The organism is Sphingobacterium haloxyli (assembly GCF_002980525.1).
Taxonomy (GTDB): Bacteria; Bacteroidota; Bacteroidia; order Sphingobacteriales; family Sphingobacteriaceae; genus Sphingobacterium; species Sphingobacterium haloxyli.
In genome coordinates this window covers 252,559-276,662 of record NZ_PVBQ01000004.1, presented here as the reverse complement: position 1 = coordinate 276,662, position 24,104 = coordinate 252,559, and the positions used below count along the sequence as shown (strand labels likewise).

The 24,104-nt window shown below is 41.5% G+C and carries 22 protein-coding genes; 4 read left to right on the top strand and 18 right to left on the bottom strand.

Annotation, left to right across the window (positions count from 1 at the left end):
• Nucleotides 1-4 precede the first annotated feature (4 nt).
• The 16 genes from C5745_RS06830 to C5745_RS06755 form a co-directional block, all read right to left on the bottom strand.
• On the bottom strand, nt 5-1,186 hold the full coding sequence (locus tag C5745_RS06830; protein WP_105716240.1) for a hypothetical protein: 1,182 nt from the start codon (nt 1,184-1,186) through the stop codon (nt 5-7).
• Between the two features lie 5 nt (nt 1,187-1,191).
• Entirely contained in the window at nt 1,192-2,055 is an 864-nt protein-coding gene (locus C5745_RS06825; protein WP_105716239.1) for a beta-1,6-N-acetylglucosaminyltransferase, read from the bottom strand.
• On the bottom strand, nt 2,052-2,912 hold the full coding sequence (locus C5745_RS06820; RefSeq protein ID WP_105716238.1) for a beta-1,6-N-acetylglucosaminyltransferase: 861 nt from the start codon (nt 2,910-2,912) through the stop codon (nt 2,052-2,054). Before C5745_RS06820 ends, C5745_RS06825 begins: the two co-directional genes overlap by 4 nt.
• On the bottom strand, nt 2,909-3,856 hold the full coding sequence (locus tag C5745_RS06815; RefSeq protein ID WP_105716334.1) for a glycosyltransferase family 8 protein: 948 nt from the start codon (nt 3,854-3,856) through the stop codon (nt 2,909-2,911). The genes C5745_RS06820 and C5745_RS06815 overlap by 4 nt, the downstream gene beginning before the upstream one ends.
• Nucleotides 3,857-3,865: 9 nt before the next feature.
• Nucleotides 3,866-4,936, bottom strand: a complete 1,071-nt coding sequence (locus C5745_RS06810) for a glycosyltransferase (protein ID WP_207795732.1) — start codon at nt 4,934-4,936, stop codon at nt 3,866-3,868.
• Nucleotides 4,937-4,972: 36 nt separating this feature from the next.
• Nucleotides 4,973-5,887, bottom strand: coding sequence for a polysaccharide pyruvyl transferase family protein (locus C5745_RS06805; RefSeq protein ID WP_105716236.1), 915 nt, complete (start codon nt 5,885-5,887; stop codon nt 4,973-4,975).
• An 11-nt stretch (nt 5,888-5,898) separates the two neighbouring features.
• On the bottom strand, nt 5,899-6,477 hold the full coding sequence (locus tag C5745_RS06800) for a serine O-acetyltransferase (RefSeq protein ID WP_207795731.1): 579 nt from the start codon (nt 6,475-6,477) through the stop codon (nt 5,899-5,901).
• Nucleotides 6,474-7,361 (bottom strand): glycosyltransferase family 32 protein, encoded by an 888-nt coding sequence (locus C5745_RS06795; protein ID WP_165793036.1) that lies wholly within the window; start codon nt 7,359-7,361, stop codon nt 6,474-6,476. The genes C5745_RS06800 and C5745_RS06795 overlap by 4 nt, the downstream gene beginning before the upstream one ends.
• 81 nt (nt 7,362-7,442) lie before the next feature.
• Nucleotides 7,443-8,402 (bottom strand): glycosyltransferase family 2 protein, encoded by a 960-nt coding sequence (locus C5745_RS06790; protein ID WP_105716234.1) that lies wholly within the window; start codon nt 8,400-8,402, stop codon nt 7,443-7,445.
• Nucleotides 8,399-9,283, bottom strand: coding sequence for a polysaccharide pyruvyl transferase family protein (locus C5745_RS06785; RefSeq protein WP_105716233.1), 885 nt, complete (start codon nt 9,281-9,283; stop codon nt 8,399-8,401). The genes C5745_RS06790 and C5745_RS06785 overlap by 4 nt, the downstream gene beginning before the upstream one ends.
• A 20-nt stretch (nt 9,284-9,303) precedes the next feature.
• Nucleotides 9,304-11,091 (bottom strand): ABC transporter ATP-binding protein, encoded by a 1,788-nt coding sequence (locus tag C5745_RS06780; RefSeq protein ID WP_105716232.1) that lies wholly within the window; start codon nt 11,089-11,091, stop codon nt 9,304-9,306.
• 67 nt (nt 11,092-11,158) lie between these two features.
• Nucleotides 11,159-12,112: an NAD-dependent epimerase/dehydratase family protein gene (locus tag C5745_RS06775; protein WP_105716231.1), complete on the bottom strand. Its 954-nt coding sequence runs from the start codon at nt 12,110-12,112 to the stop codon at nt 11,159-11,161.
• On the bottom strand, nt 12,113-13,240 hold the full coding sequence (locus C5745_RS06770; protein ID WP_243403272.1) for an MraY family glycosyltransferase: 1,128 nt from the start codon (nt 13,238-13,240) through the stop codon (nt 12,113-12,115).
• A gap of 179 nt (nt 13,241-13,419) precedes the next feature.
• Entirely contained in the window at nt 13,420-14,667 is a 1,248-nt protein-coding gene (locus C5745_RS06765) for an OmpA family protein (protein ID WP_105716229.1), read from the bottom strand.
• Nucleotides 14,668-14,709: 42 nt separating this feature from the next.
• A complete protein-coding gene (locus tag C5745_RS06760; RefSeq protein ID WP_105716228.1) occupies nt 14,710-16,506 on the bottom strand; it encodes a hypothetical protein in 1,797 nt (598 codons plus the stop codon).
• A gap of 24 nt (nt 16,507-16,530) precedes the next feature.
• Nucleotides 16,531-16,761 (bottom strand): hypothetical protein, encoded by a 231-nt coding sequence (locus C5745_RS06755; RefSeq protein ID WP_105716227.1) that lies wholly within the window; start codon nt 16,759-16,761, stop codon nt 16,531-16,533.
• A 498-nt stretch (nt 16,762-17,259) separates the two neighbouring features.
• Between C5745_RS06755 and C5745_RS06750 the strand changes: the two genes are divergently transcribed.
• Together C5745_RS06750 and C5745_RS06745 are read left to right on the top strand one after the other, a co-directional pair.
• Nucleotides 17,260-17,439, top strand: a complete 180-nt coding sequence (locus C5745_RS06750) for a hypothetical protein (RefSeq protein WP_105716226.1) — start codon at nt 17,260-17,262, stop codon at nt 17,437-17,439.
• A 68-nt stretch (nt 17,440-17,507) separates the two neighbouring features.
• Nucleotides 17,508-19,100 (top strand): AraC family transcriptional regulator, encoded by a 1,593-nt coding sequence (locus C5745_RS06745; RefSeq protein ID WP_105716225.1) that lies wholly within the window; start codon nt 17,508-17,510, stop codon nt 19,098-19,100.
• A gap of 11 nt (nt 19,101-19,111) precedes the next feature.
• Here C5745_RS06745 and C5745_RS06740 read toward each other — a convergent pair whose 3' ends face one another.
• Together C5745_RS06740 and dinB are read right to left on the bottom strand one after the other, a co-directional pair.
• Complete coding sequence (locus tag C5745_RS06740) at nt 19,112-20,005, bottom strand: helix-turn-helix transcriptional regulator (protein WP_133166308.1); 894 nt, start codon at nt 20,003-20,005, stop codon at nt 19,112-19,114.
• Nucleotides 20,006-20,293: 288 nt separating this feature from the next.
• Nucleotides 20,294-21,379, bottom strand: coding sequence for a DNA polymerase IV (dinB, locus tag C5745_RS06735; protein WP_105716223.1), 1,086 nt, complete (start codon nt 21,377-21,379; stop codon nt 20,294-20,296).
• Nucleotides 21,380-21,721: 342 nt separating this feature from the next.
• Between dinB and C5745_RS06730 the strand changes: the two genes are divergently transcribed.
• Together C5745_RS06730 and lpxB are read left to right on the top strand one after the other, a co-directional pair.
• Nucleotides 21,722-22,945, top strand: coding sequence for a porin (locus C5745_RS06730; protein WP_105716332.1), 1,224 nt, complete (start codon nt 21,722-21,724; stop codon nt 22,943-22,945).
• A gap of 42 nt (nt 22,946-22,987) precedes the next feature.
• Nucleotides 22,988-24,100, top strand: a complete 1,113-nt coding sequence (lpxB, locus tag C5745_RS06725; RefSeq protein ID WP_105716222.1) for a lipid-A-disaccharide synthase — start codon at nt 22,988-22,990, stop codon at nt 24,098-24,100.
• Nucleotides 24,101-24,104: the final 4 nt, after the last annotated feature.

The window sequence follows — 24,104 nt, the reverse complement described above, 5'->3', positions numbered from 1 at the left end:
TCTCTCATCGCTTTACCGTTCTAAGCACTTTGTGATACGCTCTTTTTATAAAATTATCGAGCTTATAAAGCCTGGTCTTATACATCAATAAGCTTTTCTTCGGAAAAGCAAAGTTCTTTTTCTTTGCCAGCATAGCGATATCCATCATCAGCACATCATCACTGGTTAGAACCTTTACGAAATAAGCATTCCGATGTTTCTTATAGACGTCCAGGTTAAAAATACCGGCATACAGATGAAGTTTACCGGCAATCTCCAATGTGGCCAATGTCCGCAAACACTTCCAACAAGAAGAACAATTGATCTCTCCTGTCCGATTATCCGAATTGATACACACGTCCAAGGAAGTATATGATTCGGGAATAGTAGCTACGCGAATCGTTTTACCCGATCTAGTATACGCACTGCCTACCGACCTCGCTTCCAAATTTCTTGTTGATAACATCGGCAGTATAACCAAGTCAGCATAGGCAATATCTTCTGTAGGTCCTATAAAAACATCAGCAAAACTGTATGCGGATGCGTATAGATATGTTCCGATTCCCTTTTGCAACAATAAGGCAACAGATGTATTTCTTAGCGTGTGTGTGGGCTGGAACCAGGTTCTATGACTATAAAATGAATCCACATTGGAATCCACCTGAACAAAAGGAAGCTTTAAATCCCTGGTAGTAGAAGTCAATCGGCTATACCGCTTATTGAACAACTCACTCCCCTTATCACCATGAGATCCCACATTATTAAACAAAAGATGGGTAAGCTTATAACTCTCCGGAACTTTGGGATCAAAATAATGATCAGCAAGCACACAATAAGAGTCGATCCCGCCCGAAAATCCTGTCAACACCCCTCTTTTTGTGGTATAAACTTCGTCCGTCAAATTTGTGACAGAAACAGTTATATTTTTTAAAAAAGGAAACATCAACCGTAACAAATCCTGCAAAGGTCCACTTACACTATAAAATAAGCTTTCCGAGATTTGTCCTTCAATGTACATGTCCTCTCCTTTTTCCATCGCCGGGATTAAAAGCGCAACCAGGGCCGCGTCACTTCGATCTGACACCATGTCTTTATGAGTGCTATTCAGGCTATACCATAGCGATTGGACAGTATTGTCCAGTTCTATATCTACCTGATATATAAGCTGGTCTCCTTTTTCAAAAAATTTCGGCGCACCTATTTTCATGAAAATTATTTTAAGCCATTTATTATTTTGTGCACCACTTCAATATGTTTGCTGTTAAACTTTCGCGCAAACAACGCTGTCGATTGTATAAGTTCTTCATAATTATCTTCTGTCCAGTCAGACAATTGTCCGTCAGTCCAACCTATTTTGCGCATACAGCCTATCCCCTCATTTTCCAGGTCATAAATATGTTCCCGAAATGCTGAATGCCAGCAGAGTGTTTGTTTATAAATCTCATCGCTGCAAAAGGTATGTTGATAGATCAGCATCACGGCTGCTTTTTTTAGCAACAAGTATTGCAAAAAACCATGTGTTACACTGACCCATTGCGTTCCCTTTTTAAAGTCCATTTTTTTATACCGTTTATACCCCAACAAATCCTGCAAACAGATGAACAAAAAACGCATGGTTTTCTTGAACAAGCCCGATATTCCCGCTTGTTGTTTAAAGTATTTCGGAAACAAGTGGTATCTACGGACTTTCCGTTCTATTTCTTTAGTATAATCGTATTGCGAAAAACCAATAAACTCTTTTCCTTGATACGCATCAAAAAAACGGTGTATTTCATCCTGTCCTTTTAAGGGCATATCTACGCCCGAGAGCAGATGATAATAGTGGTAAGAACCCTGATTTACAGCCTCGGCAAATAGCGCGTACTCAGCCTCAACAACTGAAATATCTCCCCATCGCACATCTATCCGTTCTTTGGTGAGGAACAACCCGGCTTTTTTGACCGTAAGCTGTGGTATATCCAGTACCTTTTTATCAAAATGGATAAAAATATCGTTGCGCTCATCGTCCAATGTCTTAACAAGACATTGGAGCAATGCAAATTCACGGTGAGCGATAATCAGATAAGCGTGCTTCATCCGTTTCTTTTACTATGTTCTACCATCTTTTTAACGATATCCCAATCTGCAGCACTAAATTTTCGCACAAACAAACAGCCTGATACCACCAGTTTCGCGTAATCTGCCATCGTGTAAACCCTTGCATTGGCGTTCCCTATCTCATGCTTTAACAAACGATCGCTATATTTTATGGAAAAGCCCAAGCCTGATGACGCCAGTTCGGTCGGAACAAAAAACTCATCTCCACATAAGGTATATCTATATCGCTTTAACACCTGTTTACGAATAGAAAGCAAATAGTAAACGGCTTCACGGGTTATGCTTACCCAGTTTGAGCCATACTGATAACCTAATCGGTTATACCGACGGATATGAAAAAAACGCTGGACATTTTGTGCCAGGCGCCAGCCGATCTGAGCTATGCGGCTGACGGATCTGTTTCTGTGCGCAAAATAAGGTATAAACAAGTTGTACCTGTTCATCTTCAAGTCCATCTGAAAATTATTTGTTTGCATTGCCGGAATAAGTTGCTTTCCGTTTTGGGATTGAAAAAAAGTGTGGATATAATCTTGTCCATAAAGGGGCAAGTGTACTCCCGATATGATGTGGAAATACGCGTACCACGGATTGCAGCGATAGGCTTCGGCAAAAAGCTTATATTCGGCTTCTATCTGCGAAACATGGCCCCATTTTACATCTACCCGGTCGGCCAAGATATAGAGACCTGCGTGTATAGCGCGAAGCGTTGGAAGCGTTACGACTTTTTCATCAAAATGGATAAAGATATCATTACGCGGATCGTCCAAAGCATATATTAACTGCTCCAGTACCTCAAACTCATGGTGTGCTATGATCAGATAAGCGTGCTTCTTCATGATATTCCATATTTAAAGCGTCTAACCAATTGTTGAAGACCGTGCAAACAATACCTTCCTATCCTGGTATTACTTATTTTGTATAAACAATACATCCGTTTGTTCGGCTTCCACTTGTTTCTAATCACTTCAGGAAGTCGTTCGTAATATCGCCACCACACGTCAAACTGTACTGTAAAGATATCCCAGGGCTTTCCTCCAGTATAGTGTACCGTACCATGTTCTTTAACTGCCTGCCAGTCTGCCTCCGTATAATAACGCAGAAAAACAGGCTTATACTGCGGTAAATAGAATGTACGGATGCTGTTATAATAAGGTGGAAGTCCTAAAATTTTGCCTTGACAAAGCTGGTTCAGCACATCCTGATCTGGAAACTGCAGATAAGTTTTTTTTGCAGCATGCAGTAATTTCTGGACCATGCCATCCGCACGAAGTTTCACTAGGTTCATCAGTAAAAAGCCTGAATTGATATAGTTTCCCGCTTTTACGCCAAGATGATCCAAATAATCAAGCTGGCTGTCCAGCGAAGCTTCAAAAACCGCCGCCAGATAATAATCTGCTATATCTGTTTTGTAATACAGATTGGCTAGATCGTTGCGCACTACCATATCGCAGTCTACATAGATGACCTTATTGTATTCCGGCAACAGATCCGGCAACAGCAAACGGTAGGAAGCCGCCACGGTATAACGTTCGACCACGTAAATATCACCGAGTTTTCCCTGTAGGTTGATGTACCTCATAGTCAGCCTTCCGCTGTCCAATTGTTCTATTGCTGACTTCATATCATCCGACAATGCTTCGGTCAGCAGACAGATGACGTGAAAAGAGGCTGTGGGATCACTATGCTCCAATATAGAAAGCAAGCAGTTAGCCGCCGGAACAAAATAGTTCGGCGTGAATGCCACCACCAACGGTATACTTTCTTTTCCGTATTTTTGCATTGCTTCCATTTAATTTTCCCGTACCGTCTTATTGTAAAAATCAATTAACTTATCCGCTTCGATACGCACATCAAAATGATGTTTAGCAACTTCTTGTTCCATATTCACCCGCTCATAATCCATACATTGATCGAGGATTAAATCAGCCCAAACAGTCGCCGGCTTTTCAATAGCTTCATAATGGGCATAATCCGAAATGCTTGTTTCTTTGGAAACTCTATTTAAAGCCGCGATGCATTTCAACGCGGCCGCCTGTGCTTCTACCATAACCAATCCAAATCCTTCGCTAAACGACGGGAACAACAACACATCCATCGCCATCAACAGGTGGTTTACATCTATCCTGGTGTGCAAAAACTTTACATCAGGCACTATACCCAATTCCTTAACCTTAGCTTCTATTTCTCCCTGCATCTCACCATCTCCCACCAACAGTAGGACAACATCCTCCTTCTTCTCTTTCAATGTCTTGAAAACTTCCAGCAAATAGGGTATATTCTTTAGCTTTGTCAGCCTGCCGACAAAGCCCACCACGTATTTATCTTCTATCTGTAATTCTTGTTGCAACGCCTGTCGAACAGCCGAATCAAAGACATACTCCGAAGCGTTGATCGCATTGGCTATAACGGTAGCCCTATCGGTGTATTTCGGACCAAACAGCTTCGTAATAGCCATTTTGCTGCACCCTACACGATGTGTCGCCACCTTATTGAGCAATAGTTGTAAAATCTTATTCTTCCAGCCTTTATTGTCCACTGCAAGGTGTGTGTGCGCGACACGCACTTTGTTACCAGCAAGCATGGCTACCCACAGATAAATAGCAGAAACCAGCTCCACGTGTGAATGCACAACATCGTACCTTTCCTTTCGGATCAACGTCCACAGATAGGCTAAACGTCTGGTAATCTTTTCCGGCATAAAAAAGACCCGCATACCTAAATCTTCAAAGATTTTTTGATACCGCTGTGTATAAGCGGTTCCAATGGCAACGACATGAAACACAACATTGCCTTGCGACATATTGGTAAAATAATTATACAACAAGCTGGTGATACCTCCTACATCAGCCCTAGTTATCACATGCAATACCTTTATTGTCTCCACATTCGCCATACCTCAGCTTTCCAGTTGATAATAATCGTTATTCTCGGACAGCAGATGCTGCCTTTGATCCGGCTGTATAAACGGACACACTTCTATTAAAGGAGCCAAATCTATTTGTATAGATTCATGATCATACGGCAATTCTTCTATCAGAATCTCCTGTTCAAAGAGGTTTATTCTTTCTTTAGGCGTCTTTCCTACAGACAGCAAATAGTCTGTAAACTTAAACTCGCCCCCCATTACACTCTCTGAGAATTTAACAGCACAAACGGGTATGCCATAGGCTTGTGCTAATATCAATCCATGCAAGGAGCTGGTTATAATGTTTCGGCAAGATTTCAGCTGTTTTACAAAAAGCTCATGGTTGTCTCCGATCATAATATTGACCACCAGCACATTTTTTTGAGCACGGTATCGGTTGACCCACGGCGACTCCCAGTCGACATAATGTGGAATAATGCCGTATTCGTAAATAGGCTCTATTGTCGGATTATAAATCAAAGGCAGTAAAAGCGCCGGATCTCCGTAACACGCCGGACAGTCTATACCGTTTGCTTGATAAATCGCTCTTGATAAAGGACCTCTAACGGCTAATACCTGACTTGGTTTAACAAAATCCTTTGTTTTAAACGCGTCGCTTATAAACCCTGCTCCCCAAATTATAGTTTGCGGGCGCGACCACTGGCATATACTACCGATAACAGCATAAGAAGTATCTTCCTTGTACGCTGTTTGCTTCAAAAACCGGGATGGGAACGTATCTCTTCTTGACAGATATTTGACTAGTGTCATGTTCAGTGCATCACCAAAGTTCCGACCCTCCGGAAAACCATCGACAAATACAGGATCTACAAGCGACCGGAGTTGCTTGTAGATCCTATATTTGTCTACAAATGGTCTTAGTATATTTTTGATTTTTTGCAGCATACCGCTAAGTCCTATTTATTTACCGTTTTTGAATTAATTACACGTGCCGGAATACCAACAACCGTGACCCCGGGTTCTAAAACAGATTTAGTAACAATAGCTCCCGCTCCAATCTTCACCCCGTCTGCTATAGTAATATCGCCCAATATTTGTGCGCCTTGGCCGATATCTACGTTGTCTCCTATTTGCGGCGGTATATCCGGAAAACCACCTTTGCTCCCGATGCAACAGTTGCCGTGTAGCGTGCAGTTTTTACCAATCTTGGCTTTTGGGTGCACGATTACCGATCCGTAATGGTATATCTTCAACCCTGAACCAAAATTCCCGGCATGTATGAAAAAACCCAATCGGCTACCCCATATATTTTTCTTTCGCTGGTAATAGTATTTCAATAGCTTATAAGGCTTGATGGATGTATAGTATTCCTCTTTACGAAGGTTAACGACAAATTTGCGAATCCAATATTGTTCCGTCTTCAACCAACGATCCACCCAATAGTTTTTTGAAAACATGGATAAGTATGTTATCCCGTCCACATATGCATATTCACGCAATGTCCATTTGTCTTTTTGCTTCAGGTGATCCATCATGCAATATTTTGTGTATTTGTAAAAAAACCGATCAAGCTATTCTTCTTTACGAGCCCCAATTTCTGAAATACATGGACAAACATCCTGTCACCCGAGCACAATTTGATGATGGGAAGATGATGCATTGGATTTTTCATCCTGCAAATAGCATAATTCATCATGTAATTATTGCGGTAGCACTCCTGAAGAAAAAGAGCGGAGTCTTCTGCTTTTTTCAAATAAATATGATAATCCGGGTATTCGCGGCAGGCAGCCTGCCCCGCAAGATATACCAACAAATAAGAAGGGTTGGGAATATGTTGACGGATTTCTTCAAAGTCGGGTCTTTTAAGCAAGCTCTTATAAAACCTTTCACTGCCCATTTCCGTTATACCGCCGAACAGCTCAATCCAATGCTTCACAAATAAGCTTTTCATCGGAGCCGCCATAAAATAAGTTTCAACAACCGGATAGGTATAATCGACGGTATCGTTATCCCGATAGAAACCGATCAATTCGTTCTGGTTATCTTTATTGGTTTCATGTATCCAATCCAAACTATCCCGTAAAATAATGGTCGCATCCATCCAGATGCCTCCATATCGATACAATAATTCCAAACGGATGACATCGGTTTTATTTGCAACGGGCATATTGTCTTCAAAGACAATGTCGGGTAGATAACTACGATAAGTATCTTTATTCAGCAATCTGAATTCATATTCCGGATTTACCTTCTTATTATGCTCCATAATCTGACCGATATAAATCGGCATTTGCTCATTTTCCCAATAGACCCATACCAGTTTCGGAATGGGATGATGAGATTTAGCCTGCCCTCGCGTAATATGCATGACCTCTTCTGCCTTCGGATAATACCGTGGTTCAAATTGGCGGGCCTTCATCCCGACTAAAAGACATTTTACCTCTTGAAAAAAGGATAAGGCCAATTTATTTTTTCGTATAAAACTACCTATCATATCCTCTTATTTATTACCCGTTCGTTTTAACGGACCAAACCATCTGTTTTTGAGGATTTTCAATCCGGCTAACACATTATAATGCACTGGGAAACAGGTATTATAGCACGAAAATGATGAAAATCTAAAATATTTATCTACCCATTCGTCGATGATCCAGATATGTTTTTTAACATCCCAAGATAATCTGTACCTAGATCTGCAATAATTCAACACTTTGAAATACTCTTCGAACCGGGATTTTTCAATCACGGCAGGTTTCATCGTTCGCGTGGTAAAGCGATGTTCCCGAAACTGGTTTAAGAACTGCGCGGAGAAAAAAACTTTTCCCTTTTCGAGCAATTTTATCCAGAAATACCAATCTCCAGCGAAACGCATTCTGCTGATCTCATCAAATATAGCCATGTTCACGGCTGATTTTTTAAACAATACCGCACTAGCATTCGGAATGGTATTTTTATAAAACAACTGTTGTGTGATTTCTGCTATTCCTACATTACAAAAATCACGGCTCCAATCTCGATTACTTACCGTTTCGGCCCAATCAACTTTATCAAAAATGTGTCCATGCTCATTAATCTTATGGCTTGCACAGTAGGCCAACACAATATCTTCATCCTGTTTGATTCCCTGCAGAAGCGTCGATAGGAAGCGAGGATCCGTGACATCATCACTTTCAGCAATCCATATCCAGGATCCGCGGGCGAACTCCAATCCTTGTTTCCATTGCCTGAATGTAGAGCCCGAGTTCTCACTATTATAAACAATATGCTTAACCTTACGATGATCACTATAACGCGCTATCACCTTCGCACTTTCATCGGTAGATTTATCATCTAACAATATAATTTCAAAATCCTGAAATGTCTGATTCAATACGGCATCAATACGCTGTTCCAGGAATGCCTCATGGTTATAATTAGGAATGATAACAGATATCAAAGGAAATACATCACCCATATTCATCGATCAACAAATTCAACATATTTTTTCCTTACCGGAAAAGGGGCCACGCGAAGCAGGTCTTTCTGTATCTCATACAGATCATTGTTGATCAATGATTTGTCTGTATTTTTTTCAAACAGGGATTTCCATTTATCGGAGGATACTAACAGGTCATCTATATCTTCGAATCCATCATACAATGGTATATCAACCGATGAGAAATAATCATGAAATTTAAACCCATCCGTTTCGATATATCCTTTCTTGATCCAGAGTGCCGGAATCTGGTAAGCATGTGCCACGATTATTCCATGTAGGGACGTTGAGAGGATGTGGTCACATTGATTGATCTCGTTAACGATTTTAGGTATATCCTTCGTCCGGAGATCAATAATAACGTATTGCTCGCCATAGTTTCTTTTAAACGCATCGACTTCGCTCCAATGCGGTGCAATGCCCAATTGATGTTTTTTTGCTATATTTACTCCTGGCAACCACAACGGTAGCAGCAGAGCGGCATCTCCATATACGCCACAAGGCTTTATGCCTTGACTTACTAGCTTGGCATCGGTCAGTTTCCCCCTGACGGCCACCACTTTCCCGCCTCTATATCGATTGTCTCGATTCATAAAACCTGCTCCCCAAATAACCGACTTTTTATGTGCCCAATGGATAATAGATCCAATAGCTACCACCGTTTTCTGCCAAGGAAGTATAACCCGCTCAGCATCATTAAATCGGAAAGTCAGTATACTTTTCAGCAACAGCAAAATTCTCGATTTCAACGACAATTCGATATCCTTATGCTGTGCAGGAAGACCGGATAGCTCTTCAATCAGCAATGGATTCAGCGCATCGCCAAAGTTATCTTTATCCCAATAAATTAAATTTACTTTCTTCATAGGTGTCCGTTGTTCACGAATCACATTCCTTGCAATTCCGTTAATTTCTTAAAATAGGGAGAGATCTGCCGTAGTTCGTCGAAAGTTCCTTCGGCTACGACCTGCCCTCTCTCCATAAGGTATATCTTGTCGGCGTGCCGGATAGTCGACAGCCGGTGTGCAATAGCGATAATCGTGACTTTTCCCTGTAAAGACTCAATGCTATCTTTTATCTCCTGTTCGGTCTCCGAATCCAGCGCCGATGTTGCTTCATCCATAATGAGCAATTCCACGTCGCGATAAAGCTCCCTCGCAATCGATATACGCTGTTTTTGCCCACCAGATATATTAACCCCATTATTCCCTAATAAGGTATTTTCTCCATTTGGCAATTCTGTCAAGAAAGCACGAAGGCTGCACATATCAACAACGCGTTGGAACTTGGCTAAGTTAGCCGCCGTTTTCTCCTCCCAAAACGTGATATTATCGAACACACTAGCGTTAAAAATGGTCGGCTCCTGGCTGATATAACCGATTTTCTGCTTATACTGCTGATTGACGCATGACGCTATTTCCTGTCCATTTACTAAAAACACACCGCTAGACATCGGTATCAAGGTGCAAATGACATTGATCAAAGAAGTCTTTCCTGATCCCGACTCGCCCACGAAAGCAACCGATTCATTTTTCCGGATCTTTAAGTTGATTTGCTTCAATACGTTAACGTCATTATAATACAGCGAAACGTTCTCTAATTCAATAGATTCAATCTGCTCCAATTGACGGTGACCCGAAAAAACTTCTTTATGTTCATCTAAATATTTCTGGTAGCTGACGATATTCTCTACCGTACCAGTTCGTGCCAGATAATTGTTCCAGTTCATTTGTAGATCGATGACCTTTTGCATGGCACGATAAAAGAACAGCAGGATAACCATAACTCCGGATAACGGCGATTGAAAGACCAATACATGCGTAGCAATAACAGCCGCTATCACCATAACCGTTAACGGTTCACGCAACGCGCCTAACCTTGCGCCGATAGTGACAACCGATATACCATTATTGACAAGGCTAATCAGCTCTTTATGTAGTCGGTTAAAGAGAAAGTAATTTCTTCCTGTAGCCTTCAGGTATTTAAAATGATTGACGATCTCAATCACGATACCACCATAGCGATGATTGTTCTTTGTAATGTTCCGGGAAAGTTCTTGGGTTCGTTTGTAAAACGCCTTGTAAATAAAATTAGACAATCCGCCACCAATAGCGACCAAAATAGAAAACTTCCAATCCAAAAAGAAGGCAAAACCCAGATAACCTGCAACAAACAGTACGTTCTTAATCGTGTCCAAATATTGACCACAGGCATCAATCACGCGTTCCACTTCGCCTGTCAGGGAATTTTGTAATCGGCCAACATCCGTTGAAACAAATTCCTTATAGCTTAAATCCCGCAGGCCAACACCCAATCGCTCCCGTAAGATTTTAGAAAAGACAATTTTCGTGACACCAACATATTTTGTAGTGTAAAAAAAGAACACGCCTTTTAAGATAAAGAGCAACACAATCATCAGCAGCACATTCACGACGGTCAGATCGAGATGCAACGTATTAAAGAAGTCGCGTACAAACTGTATGCTGCTATCATTAGCAACAACACCTGCTGCACGCTGATCGGCTACCTGTAATAAGGGGATGAACATGGCCAGCCCTAGGCTATCCATCAGCACCAATAAAAAACTAAATACCAATAGCAAAGCTATCCGGTATCCCAGGTACTGATAAAAAAAATACAGCGTACTAAACCGTCTCTTTAAAAATTGTTTCACCCTATCAAATTCGTAACTTGTAATTCGTGATTCGTAATTAGAGCAATCCTATAAGATTGCACTTACGTTAAAATTCATTTTCCAACATGTTCCGTAATCCTTCCTCCATTGTATACGGCGGTACAAAGCCCGATGCCATGGCCTTACTCGATGAAAACTGTGTTACCGCACAAAATTTCTTCACCCGAACCGAACTGATGTTCAGTTTTTTGCGTGTAATAGATGCCAGCACATCAAAACCATAGCCGCCTAGCATTCCCAGCCAATAGGGAATACGAACGGTTGGGATTTTCTTCCCTAAAATCTGTCCCGTGTGGTGTACCAGATCATTCGTCGTAAAATCAGGCTTATCAACATAATTGTATACTTGATATCCCGTTTTCCCCCGCACTATCAGAAACCAGATAAACGCCACGACATTCCCGATGTATGACATGGATTTCTTGTTATTTCCCTTTCCGATCATCATAAACTTGCCACTGGCAATCTGTTTCAACAGATTATACACGTTGCCCCGGTTTCCCTCTCCGAAAATGACCGTTGGGCGTATAATATTGATATCCCAATCGGGATGGTTTCGATGCCAAACGTGCAAGACCTGCTCCGCCTGCCACTTACTTTTGCCATAGTCATTAAAAGGGGCGATCGCGGCATCCTCATTAGGATTATCCTTATCCAATCCATATACGGCTACGGAACTGGTAAAAACCAATCTCTTAATATTATTAGCTTCCATCGCTTTCAACGTATTTCGCATTCCTTCCACATTGATATCATAATACAGGGAAACCGGGCTTATATCGTCCCGATGTTCCGCTGCCAATAGTACCACTACATCTCCCCCTTTGGAATGATGAGCTAACGTCTGCCAGTCCATCACGTTTCCTATGCGAGTCAACTGCGGATATTTCTCGCTCTTTTTTTTATCAATGTTCAATACTTCGACATCCGGAATCTTCAACAGCTTATCTATTAAACGTGTACCTACAAAACCGGAACCACCGATAAGTATAATTTTCATCTAATATAAATTGTCATTAAAAGGCAATAACACGTTGCCTGTTCTTTTCCCCTCGCTTCTGTACATCTTTACGGACGACGTCTCTTGTATATTCACGACTTGCTTTTTTATATTCCGTTGCTCTATCTTTTCAAATACCCAATGCATTCCCAACCATACTCCCCCATCGCAGAGGATGACGATGTTATTGCTGATCAATTCCACCATTAGCATATTAAACACACTGAAAAACAATACTAGCCCCAGTATCGATACCATAGCTATTCGATGAGACATACCCATTCGCAGAAATTTATGGTGTAAATGATTACGGTCGGGTTTGAAAACAGGTTTGCCCGTACGCCAACGCAAAAACATGACGCGTGCCACATCCATAACAGGAATAATCAGAGCAGAAAACGCCACGACAATAGCCCCATCGGAAAAAGGCTTGATATATGCATTATTCATCGCAAAGCTAATCGCCAAAAATGCCATCGAATAGCCAAGAGTCATACTGCCCGTGTCTCCCATAAAAATCCGTCGCCGCCGACCAGTAGCACCAAATACATTAAAATAGAAAAAAGGGATCAGCACGCCCACGGTGATAAAAGCAAATAAAGCATGCCACCACGCACCGTAATACATAAATAAAACGCCCAAAACCAAGCATCCCATAGCCACCACACCCGAACAGAGCCCGTCCAGCCCGTCGATGAGATTAATCGCGTTGATAATCAGAACCACCAAAAATACTGTCAGCGGCATACCTATCCATGCTGGTAACGAGATAACAAGCCCCAAACCGTATAGATCGTTGATCCATAGTCCCGAAACTGGAAAGAAGCTAGCAACAAGAATTTGCATGACAAATTTCCATCTATAGCTCACTCCGATTAGATCGTCTACCAAGCCAACCATAAATAACATTCCCAAACCACACAACAACAACATGAAATGAGGTAATAGTGCCCACGACTCCACTTGTGTATCCATGTTAGCAATTTTGATCACAACAACCAATGCTACAATAAACAGCAGACACTGTATCGGCGCAAAAGCAACACCGCCCAAACGAGGAATGATATGTTGATGCACTTTGCGAGCATTAATTGGGTCGAAAAGCCGCTTTTTGTAAGTTACAAGCATAATCACAGGAAGCATACCTCTACTCAATAACAACGCTAGCAAGAAACAACTGATTAGGATAAAAATATACATGACAGATTGGAATCAAGTCTTTTCCAGAAACAATATGCAACACCTCCCATACTTGCATGAGCACACGGAGGTGAGCATAATGCTATCTATGAAAACAAAAAAATCAATTACTCTCCGATAACAATTACTGCACGGCTCACGCGTGGATCATCGTAATACATATTCTCAACGCCTCCTTTATGTTCAGTACGAAGTCGAGCCGGATCAACACCAAACTCTTCTACCAATACTTTTTTAATTGCTGCCGCGCGGTTACGGCTCAGCAACTCGTTGCGAGCAACAGAGCCCGTCCCTTTATCAGCATAACCAGTAATGGTATATATTACATCCGGACTGCCTCTCTTTATAGTTTCTGCAAAGAATCCAAGATTCACACGAGCTTCATTACGTACTTCCCATGTGTCTATCTTGAAGGTCACGAGAATAGGAGCTGCCAAAATCCGGTCTTGAAACTTCACTTCTGTGATAACTTTTCCTTTCGCATCCGCTAATTGGCGTTTCAACGCCTCATTATCTGCTGCTAATTTTGCAACGCGATCCCGTAGTTCGTTTAGCAAGGTCTCATCATAGCTACTTTCGATAACCGTCGTTGTCGGTTTATCCCAATTACGTTTATTGAAGTTATATTTCAACGCAAGTATAGCCGACAACGGACCTTCTTGTCTTTCGTTTTCCACTTTATTAGTGCCGTCTTCACCGTCAAAACGATCGTCAACCATGGCACCACGTATATCTAACGTCAAATCCAAGGACCGGTTTAGCCTGAAAACGTTTTCAACGCCTACGTTCGCACTGACGTCACGTAATTTCCTTTTTAGAGGCTCTCCACTTGTTACGTCGCTGGCGTTAACCATCCATCCAAGACCTCCATAGAAGTTCAATGTGTAAAAACGGTCTTCTTTATAACCGCCAAATAGATTAGATAAGTTAAACAACGCATCCGCGTGGTAATGGCGATAATCAAATTTTTCTTTTACTAATGGGCGGTAGTCCGTATTGTTATATTTTTCACCGGTACTAAATTTACCAAGTTCCTGCGTAACGCCTTTTACTGTTCCGTGCGTAAAGTTGGCACGCACACCGATACCCGGCGTGAACCATTTACCTAACTGGACGGAAAGTACCGGTGCCGCAATACGGTCTGCAAACTTCATCTGTCTGTCGTGATCGCCGAAGTAAATATTAGCGCCCCCACCGACACCTAAAAACCAGTTGTTAAAAAAACGATTGGTAACCACTTTGTATCGATCCGAAGATACTGTTACCGTAGTGTCACGCTGTACAGGCAGTGATTGTGCATTTACTGCGCTTACACCGCCCAAAGCGAAAAGAGAGAGGATTATAAAGTTCTTCATTTATAGTTGATTCTTATTTATTGCTTTGTGTTAGTTAATACTTTATTGTGGAGAGATAACCTGACCCGTGGTACAATCGACCAGTCTTCTTCCGTAAACTAAAAAATTCAATTCCGTCAGCCCTTGTCTATACTGTTTGATCTCCACGGCGTTGTCAGCTCCGGCATGCCATATAATATTTGGATTCCACCGTATACCGTTGATCAGTTCCATTTCATATAGTACCGGATCACCTTGATTTCTTCTGCCCCACATCCTAACATCACCATTATGGTCAATGGCAACCCGAACAACTGGTATCGCGGCATTGACTCCGCCGTGAACTTCCCAGATATTGTCCCAATCGCTCTCGGCGTGATCATCTAAAAACCTCACCGTACGCTGTATACCGTTATCAACGTTCTCAAAGTTGACCTCTCCCACGGTTCCACCGGCGTTACCGGAGTTTGGAGGTACTGGAATGGCCAACGTCTGCCCGTTGATGGTCATATTAAACGAGTTATCCAATTGCAGGATATCGAGTACCAATCCAAAATTCGGATTGTTCGCCCCAAAAACCGTGTATGCTGTCGTAACGGTACCCTTGTTGCTAGATGGGGTACTACCATTACCTGTTATCGTTCTCCTATTAGCTGGCTCATTGGAATAAGTAGTATTATTTGCATAAGAATAATCATCTTCCCTCAAATCCACCCGCACGATACAATTACCTTTACTGAGCCGCAAGCGTAAATCGTACTTCACACCCGGCGTAATCGCTAGATCATCAAATTCAATTCGAGGATGAACCGTCACCGTCCTGGAAGGAACCGCATTCGGATCATCCGGATCATAGTTGTCACCCGGTGATTCAGACTCAATAGCGAGATGGTCGATGATCAGATGGCCGTCCGTCCTCGCATCGTGAACCAACACCGTTGGCTCCGTGCTGATAGCGAGAGTCGTACCCGCAGAACCGATAGGGGCAAACGGGATCGGCATGTCTACCGCCGTGCCTAAATATGTTAAATCTCCATCGGAGAGCTTTAAGCGAGCACGGTTACCATTCTGGTGAGATGCCGATACAAAACGAGGGTTTGAGATTTCCTTTAAGGCAGGTGTACCGAAACTCGTTAAATCAATATAGGTTGTGATCTCGTTAAGCTGATTCCAAAGCACTAGGTCTAGTTCATGCGGTCCTTCATGCGGAGAATCAGACAGACTCACCGTCTGTAAATCGTACATCAGTTTATTGTGTGCGTCTGTAACAGTTAATTCCACATCGTTCAATGTTGAGTTTACCGGCAAATCCGGAAGAGGTGCTTGGCCAAAAGAATACACCACAAACGTAAAGGTAGATGTGTTGCTACCATCTTCTATTGCATCTAGGACAATATTTGCGTAGGTCGAAGAAGCCGCTGTTACCGTTACATCCTGACGATGTACTTCAGCTCCAGTGCTCGTATCGTAAACCAAAAGCCTGTAATTTGTCCCTTCGGGTAAATCTGTTCGCACAGGTGTTGCATTAGCTTTTAATCCACTACCCCCAGACTGTTTTGCGCGAGACGCCACGGGCGCCTGCTCTGGAACCAATTCTGCAACCAAGGTAAGATCGTTGCCCAGATCCACCGTCCGTCGTTGTATCCCATCCGCAACTGTTCGTACACCCGACGTAGACGAACGCTGTTGGAGCAGGTTGGGGTTATTCTTAATACCCTCCCGTACATTGATACGCACTTGGATACCATCCCCGTCAAAGTCACCGAACCCCGTGTCTTTCTTACAAGAAACTGTAATCAATAATGCCGCGAATAAGCACCATACGATATTATTTGTAAACGTTGTTTTCATTGTCTTCATTTTCTTCGTTTTTTCTTTTCCCGTTTAGTAAAGGTCTATGACAATATCTCTCTCCAAATCATCTTCCATCCAGCCTTCTTCAACCTTATCATCCGTTTGCTTAACGGTTATTGAACCCGCCGCAATGTTGTTTTCCAACTCCACTAGAATCGATCCCATCGCAGGTGCGAGATAAATAAGTTTCCCTTTGTCTGTTCTACTCACGCGCTCCAACCCTGTAATGCTGGGCGGCAGCGTGCTATTTGGCTCTTCCATTTGTTGTCTTGGTTTTGCTGATTTTAATTAATAATATTTCTTGACTACGATTAATAGTTTGGCTCGCTTGAGCCTGATTAATATGCGACAAAATTAGTGTCGTTGGAGCGCTGTAGAAAGTTTTAGTATAACCCCAATACCGAAAAGGCACAATTTCATTTTGTTCGTTTTACCGAAAACGAACAATACACAAAAACACCACAAAGAACTAATAAACAATAAGATAACCAAACATAGAACCGACTTAGTGTAGCTATCCAGCTACACAACATAAGAGCGTTAGAATTCCAGGAGTTGTATATTTGTGATAGCCGACATTGTATTTACGCTGTATCTCATTTTTTGCGTAAAACATCTGATACACCCATTTTTGTGCGATGATTTTGTTTTTGTATAGTACCAACCTCGGTATAATTTTTCATAGGTAGATTGTATCCGGTATTATCACCCCGATAATATCGGATCTTTTTATTATATATTTAAAAAACACAATACGGAATGATACGCTATCAAAAAGAAATACAGGAAGGTGTTGTCCAAGCCATCATAAAAGGCGAGCTGTTGCTGGAAGAAGCCATGGAAAAATATGGTATTATGAGCAAGAAAACCGTTGTCCGCTGGCTGAAAAGACATCAATATGAAATTTTAAACGGAGGACGACAAGAGTCAACGACTTAAATATGAGGGCTAAATATGATTATCCATTTTGATTTTAATAAAAAATGCCTTATTATTAATTTATCACTATGAAGAATTACAATAAAGGGACAACCTCTTTTTATATTTTTTGGTTACTAGTATGTAACATTGGTTTACGTGCACAGGATTTAGAGGCATATAACGAATTGTACGTAAAAACATATTTGGAAACATCCCAAAAGGATTTTCCAAAAGCCCTTCAGATTGCCGACTCATTATACTCCATATCACGAACCCCTTTATTACAGATTCGAAGCTTGATGCTTACCGCTTCCCTGTACCAACAACGAGCAGAAACGATAAAGTCCATTGAATACGCGCTGAAAGCAGAAAAAATAGTTAATGATACCGATGAGGTGAACTGGAAAGCCCGGATTTATGGATTCTTAGCTACTCAATATAGGATCGCGCGGCTGTTTACGCCAGCAAAAGAGTATATAGTAAAAGCATCCGCTATTGCTGCACAAATAAAAAGCCCACAAATAGCCAACACAATCAGAGGACTGATCAATCAAGAGATGGCTCATAACGAAATGGCAAATAAACGATATACACAAGCGATAGCCTACATCCAACAGTCAGAACAATATTTCGAAAGCACCACAGAAAACCGGGACTTCTTTACGATGGAAAATGAGCAGTTATTAGGGCTTAATTACTACTTATTAGAGCATTATGACAAGTCGATAGAACACTATCAAAATGCTCTGCGTATAAGCCTTAATGCTCCCGAAAATTATGTCACCGCTTTAATTCATAACGGCCTAGCGAATATATACCTTAATAGAGACAATATTTTGAAGGCCGAAAAACATTTAGACAGCGCACAACGCATCGCAGATAAATCTTATTATCTGCAACTGAAGAAAGAAATAAACGAAACAGCATACCGATATTATGTAACAACGAACAATATAAATAAGGCATTGGCTATTAAAAAATTACAAGATTCTATTGTCGCCGAGATTTATAAGAAATCGGCTGATTTCGTAAATAATTCTTATACGAATTTAGGCCTTGAAAGAGAAGATCAGCAACGACGGTCGAAAAGTAAAACGTCCTTTCTCATTATGGGGCTATTGGTAGTGCTCCCCATTACGCTCTACTTTATCTTACCTTGGTTTAGACAAAAGCAGAAACTAATCAGCAAAAATGTAGTACACGAAAAAGTCCAAAAGCCGCAGTTTCCTTTACCAGATAACGCCGAAGAGGAAAGCGATAAAGATGAGCCGTCAGGAATGGAAAATGAAACTTCCTCTATCCCTGTTGTAATTTCAGATCAAATTGTCAACAAGATTATGAGCCGATTGGAAGAGTTTGAAAGTAAAAACCTTTATGTTAAAAGGGACATCTCTCTTTCCTACCTAGCTATTTATTGTGATACCAATACGAAGTACCTTTCCTTTGTGATCAACTCGCAAAAGAAAAAGGACTTCTACAATTATATTAACGAGCTTCGGATTAATTACATTGCAAAAAGATTGATAAACGATCCCTATTATCGACGACTGAAAATAGCGGCTCTAACCAACGAAGCTGGCTTTTCATCACAAAGCAAATTTGCACAAAACTTCAAAAAGGTAACAGGAATGTCTCCTTCAGAGTTTATAAAATCTATACCCGAAGAGCCGGAGAAGTAATTTTCGAGCTATCAAAACCGATCAATCCACTTATAAATGTCTTCATCGGGAGGAATACTAAACGATTTCCTAAGCCGGCTTTTCTTCGTCTGCACACTGCGCACAGCCATATGGTTATAATTGGCTATGTCTTTCGTGGTAAATCCTAATTTCAACAGGGCGCAAAATTTAAATTCTTCTCTCGTCATTTCGGGATTCTTCTCGCGCAACTTCTCATAAAAATCTGGAAAGACCTGCTTGAACATCGGTAAAAAAGCCATATCATCATCTTTTGCCAACTTCACTACATATGCCGGAGACGTCAACGTAGCAGATTTCGGTTGTTCTGAATACCGGTCATTCGACAATCCCATACCACCACGTAATGCTTGATGATACAAATTTTGTATTTTTTTGTTCTTCTGCATAATAAAATAACCATTAACAGCTAATAGCAGTACCGCCTGTACAAAAGTAGTTTGCTGATTCTTATGAAGATACACCTGACTTTCCTCAACTCCATCAAACCATTCCAGATGAAACAACTGCACGATATAGAACAGCACAAAAATCCAAAGAAAAACAAAAATATTATACAGGCTATTTTTTTCGTTAAAAATGAATAAAGCAGCAAATAGAATAGCGAAGTAATACGGAGCAATTCCGTTGTGAAAACCCGCGGTAGAACAAAAGTAGAATACCATCAATGTGGCCCCTACTAGCGTCGATGCTGCAATTTTTGTACTAAAATACACCCTTGTATACCACGATAACAAAAATAATGCACAGCCTACGGTAAACAAAATCGAAAAATTAACGTGGCGTCCAAAACATAAATTCCGGAAAGCATCTGTAATAAAAATCAATGAAATTAAAAAAGCATACTGATTCATCAAACGAACCCGAACGGCTTGCAATTTATCCATATCCTCATTAATATGCCTGTTGGATATAGCACGCCAACATGTCTTAAGTAACATTGCATTCATAATCTCTACTAAAAATTAGTTTTTATTTCTTCCCGAGATCATTTCGGTAATGATCCGTGAAGCGAATTTAGATAATATCGCCGGATACTCAGGTATGGATTCAAGTGAAGTAAAAAACATGTAGCCAAACTACTACATTCGTAACTACTTCCTTCTCGTTGCGCGTACTTGCCCCTAACTCTGGAAAAACACAACTACAGCAGAACACATCCCGAAGCCGCTATATCAGAACAATCTCAGTTGTGGGTTATTTAGCTTCTCCAGCTCAGTATCGTAAAAATTAGAGATCGTTACCCCCAGGAGCCTTACCCGTTTATCTTTCATGTTCGCCTTGCTGAAGAGGTCGGTTATCTGCTGGAAAATATCCTCCGCGGTATTCAAGTAGAACACACTTGTTTTACTTCTTGTTATCTGCGTAAAGTTTGCAAACTTTATTTTTAGAGTAACCGTCCGTCCCTGTTTTGCCTTCCCTTCTAATCTTTTTTCTAGCTTCTCACACAGCACCCTCAGCTCCTTAAGCATTTCCTGTTCCTCTTTGAGATCTGTTTCAAACGTATCTTCTATACCAATTGATTTGACGATGCGATTGGGTTTTACAGGTCTGTTATCCTCTCCGCGAACCATGTGGTAGAAAAATTTACCTGATTTTCCGAATCGCCGAATCAACTCATTCTCCGTAAACTCCTTCAATTCCTTTCCCGTATGTATTCCCATACTTTTCATTTTTTGAGCCGTTACCTTACCAACGCCAAAAAACTTATCTATGGGAAGCTGTTCTAAAAAAGGAACAATTTTGGAAGGTCCGATAAATGTCAATCCATCCGGTTTTTGATAATCCGATGCAATTTTGGCGATAAACTTGTTGGTAGACACTCCTGCCGACGCAGTCAGCCCCAATTCATCACGAATGGCAGCTTTGATCGCCTTCGCGATTTCAATAGCCGACCCTATCCCCTGTTTATCTTCTGTCACGTCCAGATAAGCCTCGTCCAGCGAAAGCGGCTCTATTAAATCAGTATACCGCTTAAAAATTGCCCGGATCTGATGCGAAACTTCTCGATAGACGTCAAATCGAGGGCGAGTAAATAGTAAGTGCAGGCAAAGCTGTAAAGCTTGTCGGGAAGACATCGCCGAGCGTACGCCAAACTTCCGAGCTTCGTAACTCGCTGTAGCCACCACTCCCCTACCATCCGGCGAACCGCCCACTGCAAGCGCTTTGCCTCGCAGCTCTGGAAAATCACGCTGCTCCACCGACGCATAAAATGCGTCCATGTCAATATGGATTATTTTTCGCGCCTTTTCGCTCACCATTTTCTCCAATTATCTTATCTGTACTAGAATTGTACTGCCCCTTCCTTAACAGTAAAGGTCGCATCCAAATGTTTTACAACTGCATAAACTCATTCTTGTACTATCCTCCATGTAAAACATTTGAAGCTACGATTTATGAATTCATGTTTATTTTAGCATTCATGAGCTCCCGTTGCTCGGTTTTGCGCGTCTTTTTCTAAAAAAGACGCAAATAGAAAATTCCTATTTCTTTCCAAAATTAAAATGAAATTTCGTATCTGGAAACAGTGCAAAGTAAAACCAAGAAATATTATCTTTGGCATTTTGCGACACGTAATAGAAATACTTTATACAGCCATACGCATGAATATCAAAATTGGATTACTGCTGGTGACCGTAGGTTGCCTCTTACTTTCCCTTCAAAGTCAGGCTCAAGAACGGGACGATCGAGCCACCATCTTAAATTTCAAAGGGATACAATATATGAGCGACGATTCCCTGTTCTATACAAATTTTAGATTTCGTATGCAAAACAGACTCGGTTATAGTGATGTACTGGATAACGAAGATAATGGTAAGTTCGATGCGCGCATCCGTCGCCTACGGCTACGTATGGACGGTTATATTTATACTCCTAAGATTTCCTACTCCATCCAATTGGCATTTACCCGGGGCGATCAAGATTTTGATGATACGGGCATTGCTAATATTGTACGTGACGCAGTAGTTTTCTATAACTTTAGCGACGACTTTTATATTTCCTTTGGACAGAATAAATTGCCTGGTAATCGGCAGCGCGTCAATTCTTCCGGTCAATTGCAGTTTGCTGACCGATCGTTGGTTAACGGTAACTACACGTTGGATCGCGATTTTGGGGTTTCGTTTAACCTAAGCAAAAAAATAGGCAACATGCCCATCAACGCAAAAGCAGCGATCTCGACCGGCGAAGGACGTCCAGTTTTGGGTACCGACGACGGACTAGCTTATACCGGACGCGTAGAGTTTTTACCTTTAGGCAATTTCACGAACGATGGTGACTATTCGGAGGGAGACATTGAGCGCGAGGAAACGCCAAAACTCTCCATTGGAGGGGGGTATAGTTACAACGATCGCACGACGAGGGAAGGCGGACAGCTCGGCAGGTTTGTGAAAAACCCTTTCACGCTCAAAACTTCGTTTGCAGACGCTATCTTTAAATATCAGGGCTTTGCTTATCAAGCAGAATACATGCGGCGTGATGTCGATAACCCGTTCAACATCGTCGATGACCAATTCAACCAAGTGGACGGTCCAGAAGAAGAATTAGCCTACGCACAAAAGGGATGGGGACTGAATCAGCAAGCTTCCTATTTACTCGACAAGGGATACGAAATAGCCACCCGTTATACCTATATCAAACCGCATCAGCAGTTACGGAATTATGAGGATCAGTTAGACGTGATTGAATTAGGACTAACGAAATACGTGAAAGCACACCGGCTGAAGTTTCAACTTAACGCCAATTATACCGTTCCAAACGGAGATTTTGGAAATAATAACAGTAAGAACTCATGGGGTGGAACTTTCCAAATTGAATTGGGGATATAAATAACGTATCTTTGATATGGTGAAATATAACGCAGTGTACGAATGAAATATTACCTTATTGCTGGCGAGACTTCGGGAGATCTACATGGCGCTAATCTGATCAACGCGTTAAAAAAAGAAGATACAGAGGCCAGTTTCCGTATCGTAGGTGGAGGTCAAATGCGTGAGGCGTCTGGACAAACACCGTTGATACATACATCTGAAATGGCGTTCATGGGATTTGTGGAGGTGATCAAAAATCTCGGAAAAATCCAGAAGAATTTAAAACTGGTGAAAGAGGATATCACTAAAGAAAATCCGGACACTTTAATTTTGGTAGACTTTCCCGGATTTAACCTCAAGATTGCAGAATTTGCTAAAAAGCGTGGTATTCGTGTTTGCTATTATATTTCCCCTAAAATCTGGGCATGGAATCAAAGTCGGGTACATAAGATCAAAAAAGTTGTCGACCACATGTTCTGTATCCTTCCTTTTGAGGTTGATTTTTACAAAAAATACAATTATACTGTCGATTACGTTGGCAATCCTTTATTAGATGCGATCAGCCAATATACATTCAATCCCACTTTCAAAGACGATAATGGGCTCAACGAGCGTCCTATTATTGCCCTGCTTCCGGGCAGCAGGAAAATGGAAATCGAAAAGCTGTTGCCGATTATGGTTGATTTATATTATCTCTTCCCGGCACATCAGCTCGTCATCGCGGGCGCACCCAATTTTGATGTAGATTACTACCGGCAATATACTGGTGAGTTACCAATAAAAATCGTGTTCCAACAAACATATGATCTCCTCAAACATGCGGAAGCCGCTGTAGTGACAAGTGGTACCGCTACTCTGGAAGCCGGCATCCTAAAAGTGCCACAGGTCGTCGTCTACAAAGCCAATAAACTTACGGTATTTTTAGCTCGCCGCTTGGTGAAAGTTGAATTCATTTCTTTAGTAAATTTGATTAACGGATTTTTATCTATTCGGGAGTTCATTCAGGAAGAATGCGATACCCGTACGATTGCCGACGAACTTGGTGAGCTGATCACAAATAAAGAACACCGCGCGAGCGTAATGGAAAATTATGACGTATTAGCAGAGAAACTCGGTTCTCCGGGAGCATCGGAAAAAACAGCAAAACTCATTCTTCAATATTCCGCTGGTTAGCGTA

What these genes read in the sequence shown, in the direction of transcription:
- C5745_RS06770 (WP_243403272.1), bottom strand. Translation starts at nt 13,240, where the DNA reads ATGCTTGTAACTTACAAAAAGCGGCTTTTCGACCCAATTAATGCTCGC.
- C5745_RS06795 (WP_165793036.1), bottom strand. Translation starts at nt 7,361, where the DNA reads ATGAAGGCCCGCCAATTTGAACCACGGTATTATCCGAAGGCAGAAGAG.
- C5745_RS06815 (WP_105716334.1), bottom strand. Translation starts at nt 3,856, where the DNA reads ATGCAAAAATACGGAAAAGAAAGTATACCGTTGGTGGTGGCATTCACG.
- C5745_RS06820 (WP_105716238.1), bottom strand. Translation starts at nt 2,912, where the DNA reads ATGAAGAAGCACGCTTATCTGATCATAGCACACCATGAGTTTGAGGTA.
- lpxB (WP_105716222.1), top strand. Translation starts at nt 22,988, where the DNA reads ATGAAATATTACCTTATTGCTGGCGAGACTTCGGGAGATCTACATGGC.
- C5745_RS06750 (WP_105716226.1), top strand. Translation starts at nt 17,260, where the DNA reads ATGATACGCTATCAAAAAGAAATACAGGAAGGTGTTGTCCAAGCCATC.
- C5745_RS06775 (WP_105716231.1), bottom strand. Translation starts at nt 12,112, where the DNA reads ATGAAAATTATACTTATCGGTGGTTCCGGTTTTGTAGGTACACGTTTA.
- C5745_RS06785 (WP_105716233.1), bottom strand. Translation starts at nt 9,283, where the DNA reads ATGAAGAAAGTAAATTTAATTTATTGGGATAAAGATAACTTTGGCGAT.
- C5745_RS06830 (WP_105716240.1), bottom strand. Translation starts at nt 1,186, where the DNA reads ATGAAAATAGGTGCGCCGAAATTTTTTGAAAAAGGAGACCAGCTTATA.
- dinB (WP_105716223.1), bottom strand. Translation starts at nt 21,379, where the DNA reads ATGGTGAGCGAAAAGGCGCGAAAAATAATCCATATTGACATGGACGCA.
- C5745_RS06745 (WP_105716225.1), top strand. Translation starts at nt 17,508, where the DNA reads ATGAAGAATTACAATAAAGGGACAACCTCTTTTTATATTTTTTGGTTA.
- C5745_RS06800 (WP_207795731.1), bottom strand. Translation starts at nt 6,477, where the DNA reads ATGATGGATCACCTGAAGCAAAAAGACAAATGGACATTGCGTGAATAT.
- C5745_RS06805 (WP_105716236.1), bottom strand. Translation starts at nt 5,887, where the DNA reads ATGCTGCAAAAAATCAAAAATATACTAAGACCATTTGTAGACAAATAT.
- C5745_RS06790 (WP_105716234.1), bottom strand. Translation starts at nt 8,402, where the DNA reads ATGAATATGGGTGATGTATTTCCTTTGATATCTGTTATCATTCCTAAT.
- C5745_RS06730 (WP_105716332.1), top strand. Translation starts at nt 21,722, where the DNA reads ATGAATATCAAAATTGGATTACTGCTGGTGACCGTAGGTTGCCTCTTA.
- C5745_RS06740 (WP_133166308.1), bottom strand. Translation starts at nt 20,005, where the DNA reads ATGGATAAATTGCAAGCCGTTCGGGTTCGTTTGATGAATCAGTATGCT.
- C5745_RS06760 (WP_105716228.1), bottom strand. Translation starts at nt 16,506, where the DNA reads ATGAAGACAATGAAAACAACGTTTACAAATAATATCGTATGGTGCTTA.
- C5745_RS06765 (WP_105716229.1), bottom strand. Translation starts at nt 14,667, where the DNA reads ATGAAGAACTTTATAATCCTCTCTCTTTTCGCTTTGGGCGGTGTAAGC.
- C5745_RS06755 (WP_105716227.1), bottom strand. Translation starts at nt 16,761, where the DNA reads ATGGAAGAGCCAAATAGCACGCTGCCGCCCAGCATTACAGGGTTGGAG.
- C5745_RS06825 (WP_105716239.1), bottom strand. Translation starts at nt 2,055, where the DNA reads ATGAAGCACGCTTATCTGATTATCGCTCACCGTGAATTTGCATTGCTC.